This is a genomic window from Thioclava sp. PTB-PU3-1, assembly GCF_055666785.1.
The window spans coordinates 760,519-782,174 of sequence record NZ_JBVNVL010000001.1 but is presented as its reverse complement, the minus strand read 5'-3'; the positions used below and the strand labels follow the sequence as shown (position 1 = coordinate 782,174).

Genomic DNA, 21,656 nt, shown 5'->3' with positions numbered 1-21,656 from the left:
GTTGTTGTCTGCGCGCTCTGTCGGTCGTGCATGTTGAGCCGTGGGCCCTCGGTCGTCCTTGGGCGTGCCTCATTGGGTAAGCCCTCGCTGCGCTGCGAGAGAGGCTCCGTGCCGCGCATGGGTGTGGGGTGCTGCGGAGGCGTTCGAAGAGTGGCTACGGGCGCTGATCGACGCTCTGCGCCTCCTCCGGACTGGTTCCAAAGGCAGGTCGCCTAGAGGCCCTCTTAGAGCCCTCTCAGTCGTCTGTCGGAAGCGGCGTGCGGCTCAGCTGTTTATAGAAAAACAAACCCTCGGAAACGCGAAACCCCGCCACGAGGGGCGGGGTTTTCGGCGTATCGAAGTTTGTTTGGTGGAGCCAAGGGGAGTCGAACCCCTGACCTCTTGAATGCCATTCAAGCGCTCTCCCAACTGAGCTATGGCCCCACCGGAGGTCCAGCGGGTAGCCCCGCTGTGTGGGGAGGCGTATAGGCAAAGCGCCGCGGCGGCGCAAGAGGAATTTCGCCCCGAACCGCGCGAAAATTTCGTCACTCTTACCTTCCCGAACGTCAGTCTTCATCCGCACCCGGAAACGGTGCGCGAGGCTGCGTGCCCGGGCAGGGCGCGGCACCAAAGAAAAAGGCGCCACGGTTTCCCGTCGCGCCTTGATCAATGGTCCAGAGCGGCCCAGCCGATCAGTTGTCTTCCTTATCCTCGGTGCTGACATCCGCGATGTCATCGAGCGAGACATTGTCGTCATCGTCGTCGTCGTCGAGCAGATCGTCGTCGAGATCCACGTCACCGTCATCGGTGTCGAGATCGTCATCTCCGAGACTGACGTCATCGTCTTTCTGAGACGACGTCTTGTCGGTCGTAAGCGTACGACCGCTGCCCGAGGTCAGAGCCTCGAGGGTAAAGGTGTTGTTGCAGACCGGGCAGGTCATCGGGTCGTTGTTCAGGTCGTAAAAGCGGCTCGCGCAATGCGGGCACAGACGCTTGACGCCCCATTCCTCTTTCGGCATGGAATTCTCCTGCGCACTTAATCCAGCAGAGTCGCAGCCACCTGCCACATGCCGGGCAGGGTGTCAAAGCCTTTTCGTGCCTTTTCTGGCCGGGCTGCGACCCGCGGGCCACCTCTCGCTGTCGAACCTTTCGGAGAAAGCTTCTGTCCCGCACGCCCCCCATTCCCGAACTGCCTGAGGTGGAGTTGGTTCTGCGCCGCTCCGGGCGTGCGCGCAGGTTCTCGTTGCGGGTGTCGCGGGTGGACGGCCGGGTGGCGCTCACGATCCCGCGGGGTGCGTCCGAGCGCGAGGCTTTGGCCTTCGCGCGCTCGCAAACCGAATGGCTGCGCAAGACCCTCGGTGCGATTCCGCCCGCGCAGGCGGTACGATTCGGGCAAGGTATCCCCTTCGAGGGGCAGATGCTGACATTGGAGCCCGCACGATTGCGCAGCCCGAAGATCGACGGCGCGCGGCTCTTGGTGCCCGAAGACCCAGCGCGTCTGGGCGTGCGGGTCGAGACCTTTTTCAAACACGCGGCCCGGATGCGGCTCCATGCGGCCAGCGCGCGCTATGCCTCCGAGATCGGGCGCGACTTCGCCAAGATCACGATTCGCGATACGCGCTCGCGCTGGGGCTCGTGCAGCTCGACCGGGGCGCTGTCCTATAGCTGGCGCCTGATCATGGCGCCGCCGGAGGTGCTCGACTACGTCGCGGCCCATGAGGTCGCGCATCTCGAGGAGATGAATCACTCGCCCGCCTTCTGGCGCGTCGTCGAAGCCCTGCGTCCGAGCTTCAAGTCAGAGCGCGCCTGGCTCAAGCGCGAAGGCTCTGCGCTGCATGCGATCCGGTTTCGAGATTGACCCCGGCTGCTAACGTGATCACAAAAAGCGCATGACCACGATTTCTACACGCCCCATCGAGACCGCCGCCCATGATCGGCTTTACCGCGCATTGCGTCAGCAGATCATGGTGGGGGAATTGCTGCCGGGCACCGCGCTGACGCTGCGGGGCTTGGGCAAGCAATACGGTGTCTCCATGACCCCCGCGCGCGAGGCGTTGCGGCGGCTGGTGGCGGAAGGGGCGCTGACGCTGTCGAGTTCGGGCCGCGTCGCCACGCCGGAGCTGTCGAACGAGCGGATCGAGGAGCTGGCGGCGCTGCGTGCACTGATCGAACCGGAGCTGTCGGCCCGCGCCCTGCCGCGGGCGCACCTCGCGCTGATCGACCGTCTCGGCGCGATCAACGTCGCCAATGCCGAGGCCGTCGCGAAGCAGGATGCGGTCGGCTACATCCGCACGAACCTCGAATTCCACCGCACGCTCTATCTGCGCGCGCAGGCGCCCGCGATGCTCGCGGTGATCGAAACCGTCTGGCTGCAGCTGGGGCCGACGATGCGCGCGGTCTACACCAAGCTGCAGCGCAACGAGCCGCCGCGCCACCACCGAATGATTCTCTCGGCTCTGCGTGCGGGCGACGAACCGGCGCTTCGATTGGCCGTGCGCACCGATGTGACCCAGGGTTTGCGCCATCTGGCCCAGCGTGGCTGGTAAAACCGCCCCTGAAGCGATGCGTGAGGGGCATAAAAACGGCTTGGGCGACTTGACGCGAGACGCCATTGCCCGTATTCCGCGCCAACAGATTTTCGGGCGCTGCCATGCGGCGCCTTCTCATGTTGGGGCCGGGCGCGCGATTCGCGTAACTTCGGCCAGGTAAGAAACGAAGGAAGAATGCCATGTCGCGCGTTTGCGAACTGACCGGCAAGGGCCCCACGACGGGCAACAAAGTGAGCCACGCGAACAACAAGTCGCGTCGTCGCTTCCTGCCGAACCTGAACGATGTCTCCCTGATCTCGGACACCCTGGGCCAGAGCTTCAAGCTGCGCGTTTCCGCAGCCGGCCTGCGCTCGGTTGACCATCGCGGCGGTCTCGACGCGTTCCTCGCCAAGGCGAAGGATGCAGAGCTGTCGGTGAATGCTCTGAAGATCAAGAAAGCGATCGCGAAAGCTCAGGCAGCCGCCTGATCCTTTCCGGATCCAAAGTTACGAAAACCCCGCGCTTCGGCGCGGGGTTTTTGCTTGTGCGGAGCGATCTGCCATATTTCCCTCCCTGCGTCGTCACGCTAGTGTGAGCGCCATGTGGAGGACGCGCTTCAAGCTGCCAATCGGGATCGCCGCGGCGCTCATGCTGGCCATGACCAGCATGACGATGGCGGTCGCACGCGGTCAGGCGCGCGTCGCGGGCGAGGTGGTGCTCTGCACCGGCTACGGCGTGACCACGGTCAGCGTCGATGCCGAGGGCAATCCGACCGGTCCCGCCCATATCTGCCCCGACATGGTTCTGGCGATGATGGCCGCCGTCGCGCTCGCGCCGGCTCTACCGACACCGCCGAAGGGCGAGGGGCGCAGCGTCGAGACGGTCGAGCCCGAGACCGCGCAGGCGCAGGCCGTCGTGGTGCCGCGCGCCCGCGGACCGCCCATGCCCGTCTGACCCCAAGCTTTCAGACGAACACACCCACAGGAGACGCAAATGATCCGCAAATACCTGATGAGCGCGGCGCTGATCGCCGCAGCTCTCCCCGCCTTCGCCGCCGAACCGATCCAGATCCTCGATCCTTACGTCCGGGTCTCGACCCCGATGTCGAAATCGGCGGCAGCGTTTATGGAGATCAAGAACATCTCCGATCTCGACGATCGCCTTCTTTCGGTCAGCTCGAACGTCGCCGCGCGCGTCGAGTTGCACACCCACAAGCAAGGACCGAATGGCGAGATGCAGATGCTTGAGGTCAAGGAAGGCTTCGAGATCCCCGCCAAGGGCGAGCATGTCCTGCAGCGTGGCGGCGATCACGTCATGTTCATGGGGCTGAACCAGCCGCTCCATCAGGGCGACATGGTCACGCTCAACCTGCGCTTCGAGAAGACGGGTCTGATGGTCGTGGACATCCCGGTCGATCTCAACCGCGATCAGCCTGCCGCACCGTCGCAGGAGACCGCGCCGGTCGCCGATCCGCAGATTTCACATGAAGACATGACCCACGGGGAGCCGGAGCATACGGAGCCCACGATGGACAAGAAAGAAAGCGATATGTGAGCCGGGCCGGGTAGGGCGGCGTTCAGCCGCCCAACTGCTCCAGCATCTCGGCTGCGGCCGCCGAGGCCGCGCTTTCGCCGCTGGCCACGGCATCGCCAAGCTCGCGCATCTTTGCCCGGATCTCCGGGTCCTGACGCAGCCGCGCAAGCAGCCCCTCGCGGACTTCGGCCTCGAACCAGTGGCGCGCCTGCTCGGCCCGGCGCTGATCGAAATGCCCGTTCGCGCGCCGCCACTCGGCCAGCGCGGTCATCTCGTCCCAGGCCTTCTCCAGCCCGTTCTCTTCCATCGCCGAGACCGGCAGCGCCTTGGGGAACCCTTCGGGGTCCTGAGGCCGCTTGCGCAGCAGCCGCAGCGCGCCCGCGTAATCCGAGACCGTCCGCATCGCCGCCGGTTTCAGATCGCCATCCGCCTTGTTCACCAAGATCAGGTCGGCCATCTCCATGATGCCGCGCTTGACGCCCTGCAGCTCGTCGCCGCCAGCCGGGGCCATCAGCAGCACGAACAGATCCACCATCTCGGCCACGAGCGTCTCGGACTGGCCGACGCCCACGGTCTCGATCAGCACCACGTCGAAGCCCGCCGCCTCGCACAGAGACACCGCCTCGCGGGTACGCCGAGCGACGCCGCCGAGATGCGCTTGGCTAGGCGAGGGACGGATGAAAGCATTGGGATCGCGCGACAGGCGCTCCATCCGGGTCTTGTCGCCCAAGATCGAGCCGCCCGAGCGGGCCGAGGAGGGATCGACCGCCAGCACGGCGACCTTCAGCCCCTTCGCGGTCAGCATCATCCCGAAGGCTTCGATGAAGGTGGATTTGCCCACGCCCGGCGTGCCCGAAAGCCCAATGCGCAGCGCCTGACGCCCTTCGCCTGCCAACGTATCCAAGAGTTCGACCGCCTGCGCGCGATGCTCCGCCCGGCCCGATTCCACCAGCGTGATCGCGCGGGCCAAGGCGCGGCGATCGGAGGCCAGAATGCGCGGAGCGAGGTCGGCGGGGCTTTGTTTGGTCATCGGCAGGCTTTCGCTGATTTTGGGTATTCGTGTCAAAAATGACATCAGACGTGAAGACTTATCGGTTACTTGCCTGCACCCTGCGACCTATGTCCAGACCCAATGGGAAATTCCTGACACGAGGATGCCAATGACATCTCTTTCGAACCGTTTGCCCCGCGCCTTGACCGCTGCGCTGATAGCGGCGCTGGTGATCGCGCCCCTTGGCGCAGCGCCCGCACGCGCCGAGCAAAGCGACAAGATCGTCTTCGACGTGGTGCTGAAAGGCATCCGCGCGGGCGAGCTGGCGATCAACGGCAAGATCACCGACGGAGCGTATGGCGCGAACGGCGTGCTGCAGACGGCGGGCCTCGTGGGGCTGCTGCGCAAGATCAAGTTCTCGGCCAGCGTCTCGGGGCTTCACGACGGCCAGAAATTCACCCCGCTCAAGTATTCCGAGGTGGATGACGCGCCGGGGCGCAAATCCAAGCACCAGATCGTCTATAATAACGGCACGCCCGTTTCCGTCAGTCAGCAGCCGCCGCGCAAGCCCAAGCCCCGCGATGTCGATCCCGCGAAACAGGGCGGCACGGTCGATCCGCTGACCGCGCTCTATGCGGTTCTGCGCGATGTGCCGCGCGACGAGGCCTGCAAGCTCGACGTGAAGATGTATGACGGCGCGCGGCGCTCGCAGGTGCGCCTGTTCGATCCGAAGCCCGATGGCAAGAACCTCGTCTGTTCGGGCGAATATCGCAGGCTCGAAGGGTTCTCGGAAAAGGACATGAAGGAAAAGAGCCGCTTCGCCTTCACCCTCTATTACGAGCCGAGCCCGAAGGGCGGTTTGCAGGTCGACAAGATCGAGACCGACACGCTCTATGGAAAAGGTCGTCTCACTCGGCAATAAGGGGCGGGTGAACACAGACCGCTTTTCTCTTCCGATTGACGTGGTGCTGCCCGATCTGCGGGCGGCGCTGTCAGCGCATGGCCGCGCGGTGCTGATGGCGCCGCCGGGCGCGGGCAAGACGACCCGCGTGCCGCTGGCGTTGCTGGATCAGATCGAGGGCCGGATCGTCATGCTCGAGCCGCGTCGTCTGGCCGCGCGCGCCGCCGCCGAGCGGATGGCGGACACCTTGGGCGAAAAGGTCGGCGAGACGGTCGGCTACCGCATCCGGGGCGAGGCGAAGGTCTCGAAATCCACCCGGATCGAGGTCGTGACCGAAGGCATCCTGACCCGCGTGCTGCAATCCGACCCGGAACTGACCGGCATCGGCTGCGTGATCTTCGACGAATTCCACGAACGCTCGCTCAACGCCGATCTGGGGCTGGCGCTGGCATGGGAGGTGCGCGGCGCGCTGCGCCCCGATCTGGCGCTGGTGGTGATGTCGGCGACGCTCGATGCCGAGCCGGTGGCGCAACTGCTGGAGGATGCCCCGATCGTGGTCTCCGAGGGCCGGGCCTATCCGGTGGAGACGCGCTGGCTGGACCGTCCGGTCGACAGTTCGATGCGGTTCGAGGCCGCGATGGCCGGGCTGATTGCCGAGGCCGCCGAGGCCACCGAGGGCAGCCTGCTGGCCTTCCTGCCGGGCGAGGGAGAGATTCGCCGCGTCGAAGGGCTGCTGAAGGGCCGCTTGCCCGCCGACATCGCGATCCGCCCGCTCTTCGGCGCGATGGAATTTGCAGCCCAACGCGCGGCCATTGCGCCCGCGCCTTCGGGCCGGAAACTGGTGCTGGCCACCGCTATCGCCGAGACCTCGCTGACCATCGAAGACATCCGCGTCGTCATCGATGGCGGCCGGGCCCGCCGCGCGCGCTTCGACCCGCGCTCGGGCATGGCGCGGCTGGTGACCGAACCCGTCTCCCGCGCCGAGGCCGAGCAGCGCCGGGGCCGCGCAGGCCGCGTGGCGGAAGGCATCTGTTACAGGCTCTGGACCAAGGGCGCGGAAGGCGCTCTGCCCGCCTTCGCCCCGCCCGAGATCGAGGTGGCCGACCTCACCGGCCTCGCACTGGAGCTTGCGCTCTGGGGCACCGAGGGCGGCGATCTGGCCTTCCTGACCCCGCCGCCCGCGCACGCGATGGCGGAGGCGCGCGCCTTGCTGGAAGAGCTCGGCGCGCTGAAATCGGGGCTGATCACCGAACACGGCCGCAGGCTCGCCAAACTGCCGCTGCATCCGCGCCTCGGCCATATGCTGTTGACCGCTGGACCCGAGGCCGCCTCCCTTGCAGCCCTTCTGGCCGAGCGCGATCCGCTGCGGGGCGCGCCCGCCGATCTGACCCTGCGCCTCAGCGCCATCCGCGACCCTAAGCGCTTCGGAGCGAACCACCCCTACACGCCCCATCGCGCCACGATCGAGCGTATCCGCTCCGAGGCGAAGCGGTTGGCCCGCCTCGCCCGCGAGACGCCCGAGACCTATTCGCCCGCCGAGCAACTCGCGCTCGCCTATCCAGACCGTGTGGGGCTGCGCCGCAAGGGCGATGCGCCGCGCTACGTCCTGTCAGGCGGCAAGGGCGCAGTGGTGGCCGAGGGGGACCCGCTGGGCGCGCAACGCCTGATCGTGGTGAGCGATCTCGACGGCGATCCGCGCGAGGCGAAGGTGCGCCAAGGCATCGCGATCTCCGAGGCCGAGGTCCGCCGCCTCTTCGCCGATCAGATCGCATGGCACGATGTCTGCGACTGGTCCAGACGCGAGGGCCGGGTGATCGCGCGAAAGCACGAACGGTTCGGCGCGCTGGTGCTCGACGATCGCGTCTGGAAGGACGCCCCGCGCGAGGCATTGGCGCGCGGCGCGCTGGCGGGGCTGCGCCAGATCGGGCTGCCGATGACGCCCGCCGCGCGCCGCCTTCAGGCGCGGGTGGAGCTGTTGCGCGGGCAGGGGGCCGACCTGCCGGATTTCTCGGATGAGGGGCTGTTGGAGAGGGCCGAGGACTGGCTGCTGCCCTATCTTGGCAAGGCCCGGACCGAGGCCGATCTGCGCAAGCTGGACCTCACCGATCCGCTGCGCGCTGCGCTCGACTGGGAGCAGATGCAGCTGGTGGATCGCTTGGCTCCTGCGCATTTCGTGACCCCTCTGGGCCGTCGCGTGCCAATCGACTACGCGGGCGAGGCGCCGGGGATCGAAATCCGCCTGCAGGAGATGTTCGGCGTCACCGCCCATCCCACGGTCGGCCCGAAACGCCTGCCGCTCAGGATCACGCTGCTGTCGCCCGGCCAGAAACCCATTCAGGTGACGATGGACCTGCCGGGTTTCTGGGAGGGGTCCTACGCCGATGTGCGCAAGGATATGCGCGGGCGTTACCCCAAGCACCCGTGGCCCGAAGACCCGCGCGAGGCCGATCCGACCTTGCGGGCCAAGCCGCGCAAGTAAGCTATGCGCACCGTGCGGATTGACCCGACGGGAGGCTTTCGCGCATATGGCCCGGGGCAACGAGGAAAAAACATGACCGAAACGCTGAGCTTCGAGGACCGCAAGCGCCTCGTGATGACCGTGCTGATGACGCCCGATCAGGCGAATTTCTCCGGCAAGGTGCATGGCGGCGCGCTGCTGAACTGGCTCGACCGGGTCGCGTTCTCGCTCGCCTCGCGCTACTCGCAGCGCTACGCGGTGACGCTGTCGGTCGATCAGGTGACCTTCCAGCAGCCGATCAACGTGGGCGAGCTGGTGACGTTCCGCGCCAGCGTGAACCACACGGGCCGCACCTCGATGGAGATCGGCATCCGCGTCGAGGCCGAGAACATCACCGCAGGCACGCGGCGGCACACCAATAGCTGCTATTTCACCATGGTCGCGGTGGACGAGGACGGCAAACCCGCCGCGGTGCCGAAGCTGGAGGCGGAGACCGCAGAGGAGCGCCACCGCTGGCGCGCCGCCGAACTGCGCCGCGAACTGCGCCGTGAATTCGCCGCCAAGATGGACGCGGCGGCGGATCACGGCGAGGGGTAGGCCTCACGCAACGGTGAAAGACGGAAACGGGTGGTCCGATGCGTTGAACCTGCGAAAGGAATTCACGCATGAGACAAACCTCCCCCAATCTTTCCCGACGAAACCTTCTGCGCGCGCTCGCGGCCTCTCCGGTCGCTGCTGGTGCTGCGACGTTTCCGCTGGCCGCGCGCGCCGAAGCCAGTTCTGCCGCAACGGCCGCCGGGTTGATTGCGCCCAATGTCTGTCTGGTGATGCCGGAAGTCACCGAAGGCCCCTATTATATCGACCCAAATCTGGTGCGCGCCGACATTACCGAGGACCGGACGGGCATTCCGCTGGTATTGCAGATGCAGGTCGTCAATTCCGATTGCACCCCGATCGAAGGCGCGCGCGTCGATGTTTGGCATTGCGACGCCGAGGGCAATTATTCAGGCTATGCGAACCAAGGCTCCGAGGCCACGCTCGACACCACCGGCCAAACCTTCCTGCGCGGCACGCAGATGACGGAAGCGGGCGGGCTTGTGCAATTCCAGACGATCTATCCGGGCTGGTATCGCGGGCGCACGACTCACATCCATTACAAGGTTTTCCTCGACGAGGTGACCGTGCTGACCTCGCAAATCTTTTTCCCCGATGCGCTGAGCCAGTATCTCTATGACAATATCGCGCCCTATACGCGCGAAAGCACCCGCGACACGATCAACGCAAGTGACGGGATGGCGCAACAGGCAGGCGATGGTGCCTATGCAGCGCTGCGCGAGCAGAGCGAGGGGTATGTGGCGCAGCTCCTGGTGGGCGTGAACCCGGATGCGGTGAGCGAGGCAGGCAATGGTGGTCCGGGCGGCGCAGGCGGCCCGAACGGAGCCCCTCCCGGCCCGCCGCCGGGCGATGCGGGTGGCATGGGCCCCTCCGGGTCTGGCGATTGGACGCCGGACGATCTGGTGCCCGAGAAGGACAGCTGAGCCTTTCGACGGCCAAAAAAAGGGCGCCCCGCGGGGCGCCCTTTCGCATTTCTCACGACCCTTGGCCTATCAGGCGTGGATCGCGCCGTCGCCGCAGGCGAGCGCGGCTTCGCGCACGGCTTCGGAGAAGGTCGGGTGGGCGTGGCAGGTCAGCGCCACGTCTTGCGCCGAGGCGCCGAACTCCATCGCCACGCAGATCTCGTGGATCAGGTCGCCCGCGCCGGGGCCGATGATGTGGCAGCCGAGGATGCGGTCGGTTTCCTTATCCGCGATCAGCTTCACGAAGCCGTCCGACTGGAACACCGCCTTGGCGCGGCCATTGCCCATGAAGGAGAACTTGCCGACCTTGTAGGTGCGGCCGTCCTGCTTGAGCGCCTCTTCGGTCTGGCCCACCGAGGCGACTTCCGGGGTGGTGTAGATCACGCTCGGGATCACGTCGTAGTTCACGTGGCCATGCTTGCCCGCGATGACTTCGGCGACCGCCATGCCTTCGTCTTCGGCCTTGTGGGCGAGCATCGGACCGGTGACCGCGTCGCCGATGGCGTAGATGCCCTTCGCGGAGGTCTGCCAATGCGCGTCAGTTTTCACCTGACCGCGCGGCAGCATCTCGACGCCTACGCCTTCGAGGCCCAGACCATCGGTGTAGGGCTTGCGGCCGGTCGCGACGAGGACGGTCTCGGCTTCGATCGAGGCGTTGCTCTCATCCTTGCGCAGCTGGTAGTTCACCGTGGCCTTGCCGTTCTTCACGTCGACGCCCTGAACGGCGGCGCCCATGACGAATTTCAGGCCCTGCTTGGACAGGATCTTCTGGAAGTTCTTGGAGACCTCGCCGTCCATGCCGGGGGTGATCGCGTCGAGATATTCCACGACGGTCACATCCGCGCCGAGACGGGCATAGACCGACCCCATTTCCAGACCGATGACGCCCGCACCGATGACGACCATCGACTTCGGGATCTTGTTCAGCGACAGCGCGCCGGTCGAGGTCACGACGGTTTTCTCGTCGATCTCGATGCCCGGCAGCGAAGAGGGTTCGGAGCCGGTCGCGATCACGATGCTCTTGGCGTTGTGGACGTCCTCGCCCACTTTCACCTTGCCGGCTTCCGGGATCGAGCCCCAGCCTTTGAGCCAGTCGATCTTGTTCTTCTTGAACAGGAACTCGATGCCCTTGGTGTTGCCGTCGATGACTTCCTGCTTGTAGGTCAGCATCTGCTTCCAATCGACCGAAGGCGATTTACCCTTCAGGCCCATCTTGGCGAAGTTATGCTCGGCTTCGTGCAGCTGATGCGTGGCATGCAGCAGCGCCTTGGAGGGGATGCAGCCCACGTTGAGGCAGGTGCCACCGAGGCTGTCACGGCCTTCGACACAGGCGGTTTTCAGGCCCAGCTGGGCGCAGCGGATGGCGCAGACATAGCCGCCCGGGCCGCCGCCGATCACGATCACATCATAGTCAGCCATTGTTCTTGCTCCTTGGATTGGGGCGCGAGGGGGCCTCGCGCCGGGAGGTCAGATCAGCGCGGCAATCGCCAGCGCCAGAATTGCGAAGAAGGAAAAGCCCCAGATGAGCGAGCGCCACGGCACCCAGCCCAGCAGATAGGACGGAATGTAGAGAACCCGCGCGATCAGAAAGATCCAGGCAAAGGCCGCAGTGGCGGCGCTCGACTGCCCGGTCAGGCCGATGACCAGCGCGACGGGGGCAAAGAGGATAAGCCCCTCGAAGGAGTTGTTCATCGCGCGCTGAATCCGACCGAGCAGGGTCGAGATCGGTGGCGGCGTCTTGTCGCGCGGAGAGACGGGGTATTTCGTGCCGAGTTCCGTATTCGCTTTGACCGAATAGGCGATCATCAGCCCCAGATGGAGCAGGATCGCGAGGATGAGCACGGTGAGTTCGGGGGTCATGGGTCGCTCCCGGTGGAGAGGGCGGACCGGAGGGCTGTCTGCCCCCCGGACCCCCCGAGGATATTTGGATCAAGAGGAAGGGGCAGGGGGCTGCCGCCTTCGTCCCGGTCTTACAGGTCCATCAGCAGGCGGCGCGGGTCTTCCAGCGCTTCCTTGACGCGCACGAGGAAGGTCACGGCGCCTTTGCCGTCGACGATACGGTGGTCGTAGCTCAGCGCGAGATACATCATCGGCTTGATGACGATCTGGCCGTTCTCGACCATCGGACGTTCCTGGATCTTGTGCATGCCGAGGATACCCGATTGCGGCGGGTTGAGGATCGGCGAGGACATCAGCGAGCCGTAGACGCCGCCGTTCGAGATGGTGAACGAACCGCCCTGCATCTCGGCCATCGAGAGTTTGCCGTCACGGGCGCGGGTGCCCATCTCGGCGATCGTCTTCTCGATCGAAGCGAAGCTCATCTGATCGGCATCGCGCACGACCGGAACGACGAGCCCGTTCGGGGTGCCCACGGCCACGCCCATGTGGACGTAGTTCTTGTAGACCACCTCGTTGCCGTCAATCTCGGCGTTGACTTCCGGGACCTCTTTGAGCGCGTGGCAGCAGGCCTTCACGAAGAAGGACATGAAGCCGAGCTTCACGCCGTGCTTCTTGTTGAACAGGTCCTTGTACTCGTTGCGCAGGTTCATCACGCCCGACATGTCCACCTCGTTATAGGTGGTCAGCATCGCGGCGGTGTTCTGCGAGTCCTTGAGGCGCTTGGCGATCGTCGCACGCAGGCGGGTCATCTTCACGCGCTCTTCGCGCGACGCGTCATCGGCATTGACCGGGCCACGCGGCGCCTGCGAGGGCGTCGAGGCGACGTTGACCGATGCCTGCTTCGGCGCGCTTTCGGCCTTGGCCACGTCTTCCTTCATGATCCGGCCGTCCTTGCCAGACCCCTGAACGGAGGCCGGGTCGATACCCTTCTCGGCCATCAGCTTCTTGGCGGAGGGCGCGTCTTCGACATCCTTGCCGCCCTTGCTGCCGCTCTCGGCGGGGGCTTCGGATTTGGCCTCTTCCTTCGCGGGGGCACTGTCGGAGGCGCCACCGGATTCGCCTTCGGCGATCACTGCGAGCTTGGCCGAGGCATCGACGGTCGCGCCTTCTTCGGCGACGATCTCCTTGAGAACGCCAGCCGCGGGAGACGGCACTTCGACGGAGACCTTGTCGGTTTCCAGCTCGCAGAGCATCTCGTCGGCCGCGACCGTGTCGCCGACCTTCTTGAACCACGTCGACACAGTTGCCTCGGTGACCGATTCACCAAGGCTGGGCACCATCACGTCGGTCATTTTTCCCTCATTCGATTGGGGCTGTTGGGCGGGTTTTTCCGCCGGTTTGTCTTCTTTCTTCGGCGCGGGGCTGGCGCCGGCCTCTTCGATCGTCGCGAGAAGCGCATCGACGCCGACGGTCTCGCCCTCAGCGGCCACGATCTCGCCAAGCGTACCGGCCGCGGGGCTCGGCACTTCGACGGTCACCTTGTCGGTTTCGAGCTCGCAGAGCATCTCATCTGCGGCCACCGTGTCGCCGGGCTTCTTGAACCAGGTGGCGACGGTAGCTTCCGTGACGCTCTCTCCGAGCGTGGGAACGCGGACTTCAGTGGACATCTATTCAACCCTCCAGTGCATCGTTGACGAGCGCGTCTTGCTCGGCCTTGTGGCGGCTTGCCAAACCCGTCGCGGGCGAGGCGGAAGCTGCACGGCCTGCATAGCGCGCACGGGCATGTTTCGCGTCGATCTTGGCGAGGACCCATTCGATATAGGGCTCGACGAAGAACCAAGCGCCCTGGTTCTTCGGCTCCTCTTGGCACCAGACGATCTCGGCATTCTTGAAGCGGGTCAGCTCTTTGGTGACGGCCTGCGCGGGGAACGGGTAGAACTGTTCCAGACGCAGCAGGTAGACATCGTCCAGCCCGCGTTCGTCGCGCTGTGCGAGCAGGTCGTAATAGACCTTGCCCGAGCACATAACGACGCGCTTGATCTTGTCGTCGGACTTCAGCTCCATTTCCGAGTTGCCGCGCTGGGCGTCGTCCCACAGCACGCGGTGGAAGCTGGACCCGGTGGTGAAGTCTTCCGTGGTCGAGACCGCCTTGGGGTGACGCAGAAGCGATTTCGGCGTCATCAGGATCAGCGGCTTGCGGAAGTCGCGGTGGATCTGGCGGCGCAGGATGTGGAAGTAGTTCGCCGGCGTCGTGCAGTTCGCAACGATCCAGTTATCTTCCGCCGACAGCTGCAGGAAACGCTCCAGACGGGCCGAGCTGTGCTCGGGGCCCTGACCTTCGAAGCCGTGCGGCAGCAGGCAGACGAGGCCCGACATGCGCAGCCATTTCCGCTCGCCCGAGTTGATGAACTGGTCGAACATGATCTGCGCGCCGTTGGCGAAATCGCCGAACTGGGCTTCCCAGAGCGTCAGCGCCTTCGGTTCCGCCAGCGAGTAGCCGTATTCGAACCCGAGCACCGCGTATTCGCTGAGCATCGAGTCGATCACCTCGTAGCGGGCCTGACCCTCACGGATGTTGTTCAGCGGATAGTAGCGGTCTTCGTTGTCCTGATTGACCAGTGCCGAGTGGCGCTGCGAGAAGGTGCCGCGCGTGGCATCCTGACCCGACAGACGGACCGGGTAGCCCTCGGTCAGAAGCGAGCCGAAGGCCAGTGCCTCGGCGGTCGCCCAGTCGAAGCCCTTGCCGGTCTCTAGCATCTGCTTTTTGTTGTCGAGCAGACGCCCGACCGTCTTGTGCAGCGCGAATTTTTCGGGCGCGGTCACGAGCGCCTTGCCGACCTCTTCGAAGGTCTCGGGCGCGATCGCGGTGGTGCCGCGTTCGTATTCGCTCTTTTCCTGCTCCATGCCGGACCAGCGACCGTCGAGCCAGTCGGCCTTGTTCGGCTTGAAGACCTTGCCGGCTTCGAATTCCTCGTTGAGGTGCGACTGGAACGAGGCTTTCATATCCTCGATCTCGCCCTCGGGGATCAGGCCGTCCGCCACGAGACGCTCGGTGTAGAGCTGCAGCGTGGTCTTGTGGGTCTTGATCGACTTGTACATCACGGGGTTGGTGAACATCGGCTCGTCGCCCTCGTTGTGACCGAAGCGGCGGTAGCAGAAGATGTCGATGACCACGTCCTTGTGGAACTTCTGGCGGAACTCGGTCGCGACGCGGGCTGCGTGCACGACTGCCTCCGGATCGTCGCCGTTCACGTGGAAGATCGGAGCTTCCACCATCAGTGCGAGATCGGTCGGGTAGGGCGAGGTGCGCGAGAAGTGCGGCGCGGTCGTGAAACCGATCTGGTTGTTCACGACGAGGTGGATCGTGCCGCCCGTGCGGTGGCCGCGAATGCCCGAGAGCTGGAAGCACTCGGCCACGACGCCCTGACCGGCGAAGGCCGCATCCCCGTGCAGCAGCACCGAGACCACCTTGGAGCGGTCCGAACGGTCGGCCAGCTGGTCCTGCTTGGCGCGGACCTTGCCGAGCGCGACCGGGTTCACCGCCTCGAGGTGCGAGGGGTTCGCGGTCAGCGACAGGTGGACCTTGTTGCCGTCGAACTCACGGTCGGCGGAAGCGCCGAGGTGGTATTTCACATCGCCGGAGCCGTCCACGTCCTCGGGCTTGAACGAGCCGCCCTGGAATTCGTGGAAGATCGCGCGATAGGGCTTTTGCAGCACGTTGGCGAGGACCGAGAGGCGACCGCGGTGGGGCATGCCGACCACGACCTCTTGCAGGCCGAGCTGACCGCCCCGCTTGATGATCTGCTCCATCGCGGGGATCAGCGCTTCGCCACCATCAAGGCCGAACCGCTTGGTGCCCATGTATTTGACGTGCAGGAACTTCTCGAACCCTTCCGCCTCGACGAGCTTGTTGAGGATCGCGCGGCGGCCGGTCTTGGTGAAAGTGATCTCCTTGCCGTAGCCTTCGATACGCTCTTTCAGCCAGGCCGATTGCTCGGGATCGGAGATGTGCATGTATTGTAGCGCGAAAGTGCCACAATAGGTGCGCTTCACGATATCCATGATCTGGCGCATCGAGGCGATCTCGAGGCCGAGCACGTTGTCGATGAAGATCGGGCGATCCATGTCGGCATCGGTGAAGCCGTAGCTCTTCGGATCGAGCTCCGGATGCTGACCGGTTTCGCGCATGTTCAGCGGATCGAGATCGGCGGCGAGGTGGCCCCGGATACGGTAGGCGCGGATGATCATCAGCGCGCGGATCGAGTCCAGCACGGCACGCTTAACGGCGGCTTCATCGACCGGAACGCCAGCCTCGGCGGCTTTCTTCTTGATCTTGTCGCCAGCGGCCTTTCCCTCGGCAGGGGCGGCGGGCCATTCGCCGGTCAGCGCGGCGGTCAGGTCGTCGGCGACCACCGGCGGCCAGTCGCGACGCTCCCAGCTTGCGCCTTCGGCGGATTTCTTCACGTCCTGATCGGGATCACCGAGCGAGGCGAAGAAGGCAGCCCAGGCGGTATCGACCGAAGACGGATCTTCGGCGAACTTGGCGTAGAGCTGCTCGACATACTCGGCATTCGCGCCTTGCAGGAACTGCGAGGCATTGAACTGGTCGTTGGGGGATTGGTCGGTCATTTTCCTCACCTTCGGTCGGTGAAACAGGGATCTGTGGAACTCGAACGTCTATCAGCGGCCCATTGAACGGTTGGCTAAACGCTGGGCGCGTGTGGTGGCGGGGTCACGCAGCGCGCGAACGCCCCCGCGACGGATACAGAGGTGGAACGGGACATGATGTAGGGTCCTTTCCTTCGCGCGCGGGGTCATCACGGATACTCCGAAACCGGCACCTGTCGTCCCGGGCATATTGCCTTCTGGGTCAATGATGTAGGTGCTGATGTCAGGACTTCCATGCAGGGCAGGGATGCGCGCAGTCTGAACTGCGACCGGTGAGCGGACGCCCGCGACCGGAGCGAGGCCGCCAGGGGCGGGCTTTCCGGTGCGTTTGGCGACGCGCTCAGCCGCAGAAAAAGACCGGCCCCCGTCGCTGCTTTCAAGCAGGGCGCATGCGACCGTCCCCGAAACGGGGAGGGAGGCGCGCCGTGCGATCCGCAGCGACATGGGTCCGGTCCTTTCCTTGGTCGGGATGCAGGGCCGCGTGCGCCGCGACCCCGCCTGTCTCAATAGGGCTTATTCGCCCTTGATCGCTTTCATCACAGCTTCGCCCAGCGTGGCGGGGCTGTCTGCGACGACGATACCAGCCGATTTCATGGCTTCGATCTTGGATTCCGCATCACCTTTGCCGCCCGCGACAATCGCGCCGGCGTGGCCCATGCGGCGGCCGGGAGGGGCCGTGCGGCCGGCGATGAAGCCAGCGGTCGGCTTCCAGCGACCTTTCTTCTTCTGCTCGGCGAGGAATTCCGCGGCTTCTTCTTCCGCCGAACCACCGATCTCACCGATCATGATGATCGATTCCGTTTCCGGGTCGTCGAGGAACATGTCGAGCACGTCGATATGCTCGGTGCCCTTGATCGGGTCACCGCCGATGCCGACGGCCGAGGACTGGCCCAGACCCATATCGGTGGTCTGCTTGACCGCCTCATAGGTCAGCGTGCCCGAACGCGACACGACGCCGACCGAGCCACGCTTGTGGATGTGGCCGGGCATGATGCCGATCTTGCAGGCATCCGGCGTGATGACACCGGGGCAGTTCGGGCCGATCAGGCGCGACTTGGAGTCGATCAGCGCGCGCTTGACCTTCATCATGTCGAGGACCGGGATGCCCTCGGTGATGCAGACGATCAGCTCCATTTCCGCGTCGATCGCTTCGAGGATCGAGTCAGCCGCGAAGGGCGGCGGAACGTAGATAACCGAGGCGTTCGCTTCGGTCTTGGCTTTCGCCTCGTGGACCGAGTTGAAGACCGGCAGGCCGAGATGCTCTTGGCCGCCTTTGCCGGGGGTCACGCCGCCGACCATCTTGGTGCCGTATGCGATTGCCTGCTCGGAGTGGAAGGTGCCCTGCGAGCCGGTGAAGCCCTGGCAGATGACCTTGGTGTTTTCGTTGACGAGAACTGCCATGATTCTTAGCCTTTCACCGCTTTGACGATTTTTTCTGCGCCATCCGACAGGTTGTCGGCGGCGATGACGTTCAGGCCGGAATTCGCGATAATTTCCTTGCCTTTTTCGACGTTGGTGCCCTCGAGGCGGACGACCAGCGGCACTTCGAGGCCGACTTCCTTCACCGCGGCGATCACGCCTTCGGCGATGATGTCGCAGCGCATGATGCCGCCGAAGATGTTCACGAGGATACCTTTGACGTTTTTGTCCGAGGTGATGATCTTGAACGCTTCGGTCACTTTCTCTTTCGTGGCGCCACCGCCAACGTCGAGGAAGTTTGCCGGCTCCGCACCGTAGAGCTTGATGATGTCCATCGTGGCCATTGCGAGGCCAGCGCCGTTCACCATGCAGCCGATCTCACCGTCGAGCGCGATGTAGTTGAGGTCGTATTTCGACGCTTCGAGCTCTTTGCTGTCTTCTTCGGTTTCGTCGCGCAGCGCGGCGATGTCCGAGTGACGGTAGACGGCGTTGCCGTCGAAGCCGAGCTTGGCGTCGAGAACCTTGAGGTTGCCGTCGGTCATGACGATCAGCGGGTTGATCTCGAGCATCTCCATGTCCTTCTCGACGAAGGCTTGGTAGAGCTTGCCGAGAAGGCCGACCATCTGCTTCACCTGCGGGCCTTCGAGGCCGAGCGAGAAGGCGACGCGGCGACCGTGGAACGGCTGGTAGCCGGTGGCCGGGTCGATCGAGAAGCTGAGGATTTTCTCGGGCGTGTTCGCCGCGACTTCCTCGATGTCCATGCCGCCTTCGGTCGAGGAGACGATCGAGACGCGCGAGGTCACGCGGTCGACGAGCAGAGCGAGATACAGTTCGCGCTCGATGTCCGAACCGTCTTCGATGTAGATGCGGTTGACCTGCTTGCCCGCCGGGCCGGTCTGGTGCGTCACGAGCGTCTTGCCGAGCATCTGCTTGGCGAGCGTTTCAGCCTCTTCGACCGATTTGGCGAGGCGGACACCGCCCTTTTCGCCGGCTTCGGCTTCCTTGAAGTGGCCCTTGCCGCGACCACCTGCGTGGATCTGCGCCTTGACGACCCAGAGCGGACCATCGAGTTCGCTGGCTGCGGTCTTCGCTTCTTCGGCCTTGAGGACGACGCGGCCGTCCGAGACCGGTGCGCCATAGCTCTTGAGAAGCTGTTTGGCCTGATATTCGTGGATATTCATCCTTGGATACCCCATGCTGGTGCGATTTGAGGGGGTTCTAGGCTGTTAAGCGGGGCGGACAAACCGAAATCGCGACATTCTGCCCCACTCGCCCGGAAAAAGCGACATACGTGATCACAGCACGGAAAGGTGTGATCACAAATCGGAAAATGCTGCGCTGTGGCATGGGAGCACTGGCACGACTCGGTTAATTGAACCTATCTGCGCAGAGGGCATCGGCAGGAACCGGATTTAGATGACGCAAGGGCAAGATATGCCGCGCTGGGGCGTGGTGGCGACGGTGGACGAGCCCGCGGCGCTGGTGGCCGCCTATGTCGCGCATCATCTGAGCATCGGCGCGAGCGAGGTCCACGTCTTCTTTGACCGCCCGAACCCCGAAGCCGAGGCGCTGCTCGACCCGGTCGATGGAGCGTTCATTCACCATTCCGGCGATGACGACTGGGCGCGAAGCTGGCGCAAGAAACGCCCCGCGCGCCATCAGGGCCGCCAGAAATACAATGCGACCCGCGCGCTGAACGAGACCAACCTGGATTGGATGATCCATTGCGACGCGGACGAGTTCGTGAGCCTCGCGCGCCCGCTCGAATGGGAGCTGGCGAAGACGGGGGAGCAGAAAGCGTGGCTGCGCTTGGAGGTCGACGAACGCTGCTATCTCGACCGCACTCTGGGCCCGGATATTTTCAGCGGTGTCTTTAGGCGACGCTGGGACGGATTTCAGGAGGACGGGCTGATGTTCTACGGCCTCCGGTCGCGCTTTCTGAAGAAGGGTCTCGCGGGCCATGTCGCCGGGAAACCCATCGTGCGGGCTAGGCGCGGCTATGCGATCGGGGTGCACTTCCCGCTGAAAGACTGGGACAGCAAGGAAAACGATCTTCCCTATCGGCCCAGCTATAACGGGCGGCTGATGCATTTCGACGGGCTGACGCCGTTGCATTTCCTCCTCAAGATGCTGCGCCGCGCCACGACCAAGGTGCAGGGGCAGCCAGTGCCCTATGTCGGGTCCCGCAAGGCGCAATTCGCTGCGGCCGCCGAGCGCGCCGCCGATCCCGCCGAGCTGATGAGCCTCTGGTGGGAGGTGCAGGGGATGCGCGATTACGAGGCCGATGAGCTGGAAACCCACGAGCTGCTGATCCGACCCGAAGTGAAGATCGCGACTGAGACCCGCGCGTTGTTCGGCGACGAGGTCGATCTTTCGCCAGCCGCCTTCGATCGCGCGCTGCTTCTCCATGAGGCCGAGCTGATCGCGCGGCTGCGCGAGGAATTCGGCTTCGACCCGGAGCCGCTCGTCAGTTCAGCGTGAACATCATCATGCCGGTGCGTCCGCCAACCAACCGCGAAAAGCGCGTCCAGTTCTCGGGCGTCAGCATCGGCGTGTCGGTGAAATAGGGATCGAGGGCCCAACCCTGAACCACTCCGGTCAGCGGCAGCGGCGCGGGATTTTCCAGCCACGCGCCCAGATCGACCCCGACCGGCACACGCCAGAAGGGGAAGGACTTCTCGCTCGTCAGCAGCGCCTCGCCATCGCTCAGCACGCCCCGCCATGTTTCTCCCAGACCGTCGGGAAATTCCACGCCAAGCGCCTGATCCTGCGCGTCGCTCGGAATCCATTCCGCCTGATTGTCGGTCTCGGCCTCAGCCAGATCCCAGAACTGCCGGTTATCCGCAATCATCGCCAGCCAATGATCCCGCGCGGCACGGGTGCGCGTCGGATCGGGCTGCTGGTGGAGCATATCGAGCACCGTCGCCGCCGGGTCGATGAAGCTGAACATCATCAGACCGTCCAGCGACGTGGCTTGCCCGGTCCCCATCGCCTTGTCGCGCGCGTCCACGAGTTTCGCATAGGTGGCCATCACGCGGGCGATGGCCGGTTCAGGGTCGAAGGCCAAGATTAGCTCGCCCACGCCCGAGACCAGATGCGTATAGGCCGAAAGCCAGGCCGCATCCGCATTGTCGAAGCGCACGATCCGCGAAGCACCGGCTTCGGCCTCCGGTGCGCGGGGCATGAAGGCGCCGCGCAACAGCGTCACCGCGTCCTCGCCGTCGTCACGCGTGCCATTGCCGTTCAGGTCAAACCAGAGATCGTTCAGGTCGATCGCAAGACCGAACTCCGGTCCATCGGCCAGCCCGTCGAGCGCGGTCTTGGCGCGATCCATGCCGGCGATCAGCGCCTCGCTTTCGCGCGGGACCGCGTCGGCGGTGAAGGTTTCGCGCGGCGCGTCGCGCCTGCCGGGAAGGTTGCCCACGAAGGGCATCAGCACACGAGCGCCGCCTGCTTCCAGCTGCCAGCGCATCGTCGCCTCGAGGCTCGCGAGGAATTCCAGCCCGCCGAGCGCGAAACGGTCCTTCGGGTCAAGCGCGTCCTGCGATTGCAGATCGGCGAGCACCGGCGCGATCCCCTCTGCCCCGATCCGCGCCGAGATTGGATCGGCGGCAGGTGCCTCGCTTCGCGCGATCTTGGCGGTCACCGGCCCGTCTTGCGCATGCGTGGTGATCGGTGAAAGGGCGAGAAGAACGGCAAGGCACGGGGCGAGACGGGCGGAACACATGGCACTCTCCAAAACAAAGGGCGCGCCAGTAAAGGC

General features: G+C 64.8%; 19 protein-coding genes and 1 tRNA gene. 10 read left to right on the top strand and 10 right to left on the bottom strand.

Annotation, left to right across the window (positions count from 1 at the left end; all coding sequences use genetic code 11):
• Positions 1-347 precede the first annotated feature (347 nt).
• Both ACZ7GB_RS03590 and ACZ7GB_RS03585 read right to left on the bottom strand, forming a co-directional pair.
• A tRNA-Ala gene (locus ACZ7GB_RS03590) sits at positions 348-423 on the bottom strand.
• A 248-nt stretch (positions 424-671) separates the two neighbouring features.
• Entirely contained in the window at positions 672-998 is a 327-nt protein-coding gene (locus tag ACZ7GB_RS03585; RefSeq protein WP_078519738.1) for a TIGR02300 family protein, read from the bottom strand.
• Between the two features lie 143 nt (positions 999-1,141).
• Between ACZ7GB_RS03585 and ACZ7GB_RS03580 the strand changes: the two genes are divergently transcribed.
• The 5 genes from ACZ7GB_RS03580 (at position 1,142) to ACZ7GB_RS03560 (ending at position 4,061) form a co-directional block, all read left to right on the top strand.
• Positions 1,142-1,837, top strand: coding sequence for a M48 family metallopeptidase (locus tag ACZ7GB_RS03580; RefSeq protein ID WP_274962761.1), 696 nt, complete (start codon positions 1,142-1,144; stop codon positions 1,835-1,837).
• Between the two features lie 31 nt (positions 1,838-1,868).
• Positions 1,869-2,525, top strand: coding sequence for a GntR family transcriptional regulator (locus tag ACZ7GB_RS03575; RefSeq protein ID WP_078519736.1), 657 nt, complete (start codon positions 1,869-1,871; stop codon positions 2,523-2,525).
• Positions 2,526-2,707: 182 nt separating this feature from the next.
• Positions 2,708-2,995: a 50S ribosomal protein L28 gene (rpmB, locus tag ACZ7GB_RS03570; protein WP_078519735.1), complete on the top strand. Its 288-nt coding sequence runs from the start codon at positions 2,708-2,710 to the stop codon at positions 2,993-2,995.
• A gap of 112 nt (positions 2,996-3,107) precedes the next feature.
• Complete coding sequence (locus ACZ7GB_RS03565; protein ID WP_083079208.1) at positions 3,108-3,461, top strand: hypothetical protein; 354 nt, start codon at positions 3,108-3,110, stop codon at positions 3,459-3,461.
• Positions 3,462-3,500: 39 nt separating this feature from the next.
• Positions 3,501-4,061, top strand: coding sequence for a copper chaperone PCu(A)C (locus tag ACZ7GB_RS03560; RefSeq protein WP_078546104.1), 561 nt, complete (start codon positions 3,501-3,503; stop codon positions 4,059-4,061).
• 22 nt (positions 4,062-4,083) lie between these two features.
• Here the strand turns inward: ACZ7GB_RS03560 and meaB are convergent, their stop codons facing one another.
• Positions 4,084-5,070, bottom strand: coding sequence for a methylmalonyl Co-A mutase-associated GTPase MeaB (gene meaB, locus ACZ7GB_RS03555; RefSeq protein ID WP_078539792.1), 987 nt, complete (start codon positions 5,068-5,070; stop codon positions 4,084-4,086).
• A gap of 130 nt (positions 5,071-5,200) precedes the next feature.
• Between meaB and ACZ7GB_RS03550 the strand changes: the two genes are divergently transcribed.
• The 4 genes from ACZ7GB_RS03550 (at position 5,201) to ACZ7GB_RS03535 (ending at position 9,928) form a co-directional block, all read left to right on the top strand.
• A complete protein-coding gene (locus ACZ7GB_RS03550; RefSeq protein WP_472157664.1) occupies positions 5,201-5,953 on the top strand; it encodes a DUF3108 domain-containing protein in 753 nt (250 codons plus the stop codon).
• Positions 5,954-5,960: 7 nt separating this feature from the next.
• Positions 5,961-8,411: an ATP-dependent helicase HrpB gene (hrpB, locus tag ACZ7GB_RS03545; RefSeq protein WP_472157663.1), complete on the top strand. Its 2,451-nt coding sequence runs from the start codon at positions 5,961-5,963 to the stop codon at positions 8,409-8,411.
• A gap of 72 nt (positions 8,412-8,483) precedes the next feature.
• Positions 8,484-8,987 (top strand): acyl-CoA thioesterase, encoded by a 504-nt coding sequence (locus ACZ7GB_RS03540; protein WP_078519729.1) that lies wholly within the window; start codon positions 8,484-8,486, stop codon positions 8,985-8,987.
• 68 nt (positions 8,988-9,055) lie between these two features.
• The gene (locus ACZ7GB_RS03535; protein WP_472157662.1) at positions 9,056-9,928 is read left to right on the top strand and encodes an intradiol ring-cleavage dioxygenase; all 873 of its coding nucleotides are present in this window, start codon (positions 9,056-9,058) and stop codon (positions 9,926-9,928) included.
• Between the two features lie 69 nt (positions 9,929-9,997).
• Here ACZ7GB_RS03535 and lpdA read toward each other — a convergent pair whose 3' ends face one another.
• The 6 genes from lpdA to sucC form a co-directional block, all read right to left on the bottom strand.
• On the bottom strand, positions 9,998-11,386 hold the full coding sequence (gene lpdA, locus ACZ7GB_RS03530) for a dihydrolipoyl dehydrogenase (protein ID WP_472157661.1): 1,389 nt from the start codon (positions 11,384-11,386) through the stop codon (positions 9,998-10,000).
• 48 nt (positions 11,387-11,434) lie between these two features.
• Positions 11,435-11,827 carry an MAPEG family protein gene (locus ACZ7GB_RS03525; protein ID WP_078599511.1) on the bottom strand — a complete coding sequence of 131 codons (393 nt, stop codon included), beginning with the start codon at positions 11,825-11,827 and terminating at the stop codon, positions 11,435-11,437.
• A gap of 110 nt (positions 11,828-11,937) precedes the next feature.
• On the bottom strand, positions 11,938-13,473 hold the full coding sequence (odhB, locus tag ACZ7GB_RS03520) for a 2-oxoglutarate dehydrogenase complex dihydrolipoyllysine-residue succinyltransferase (protein ID WP_472157660.1): 1,536 nt from the start codon (positions 13,471-13,473) through the stop codon (positions 11,938-11,940).
• A 4-nt stretch (positions 13,474-13,477) separates the two neighbouring features.
• Positions 13,478-16,435, bottom strand: a complete 2,958-nt coding sequence (locus ACZ7GB_RS03515) for a 2-oxoglutarate dehydrogenase E1 component (RefSeq protein ID WP_078539784.1) — start codon at positions 16,433-16,435, stop codon at positions 13,478-13,480.
• Between the two features lie 552 nt (positions 16,436-16,987).
• Positions 16,988-17,875, bottom strand: a complete 888-nt coding sequence (gene sucD, locus ACZ7GB_RS03510; RefSeq protein WP_075776193.1) for a succinate--CoA ligase subunit alpha — start codon at positions 17,873-17,875, stop codon at positions 16,988-16,990.
• Positions 17,876-17,880: 5 nt separating this feature from the next.
• The gene (gene sucC / locus ACZ7GB_RS03505) at positions 17,881-19,074 is read right to left on the bottom strand and encodes an ADP-forming succinate--CoA ligase subunit beta (RefSeq protein ID WP_078519722.1); all 1,194 of its coding nucleotides are present in this window, start codon (positions 19,072-19,074) and stop codon (positions 17,881-17,883) included.
• 235 nt (positions 19,075-19,309) lie between these two features.
• Between sucC and ACZ7GB_RS03500 the strand changes: the two genes are divergently transcribed.
• On the top strand, positions 19,310-20,374 hold the full coding sequence (locus tag ACZ7GB_RS03500; protein ID WP_078546117.1) for a glycosyltransferase family 2 protein: 1,065 nt from the start codon (positions 19,310-19,312) through the stop codon (positions 20,372-20,374).
• On the opposite strand, the gene ACZ7GB_RS03495 is transcribed toward ACZ7GB_RS03500, so the two are convergent.
• A complete protein-coding gene (locus ACZ7GB_RS03495) occupies positions 20,361-21,620 on the bottom strand; it encodes a hypothetical protein (RefSeq protein ID WP_472157659.1) in 1,260 nt (419 codons plus the stop codon). The two genes, ACZ7GB_RS03500 and ACZ7GB_RS03495, sit on opposite strands and share 14 nt — an antisense overlap.
• Positions 21,621-21,656: the final 36 nt, after the last annotated feature.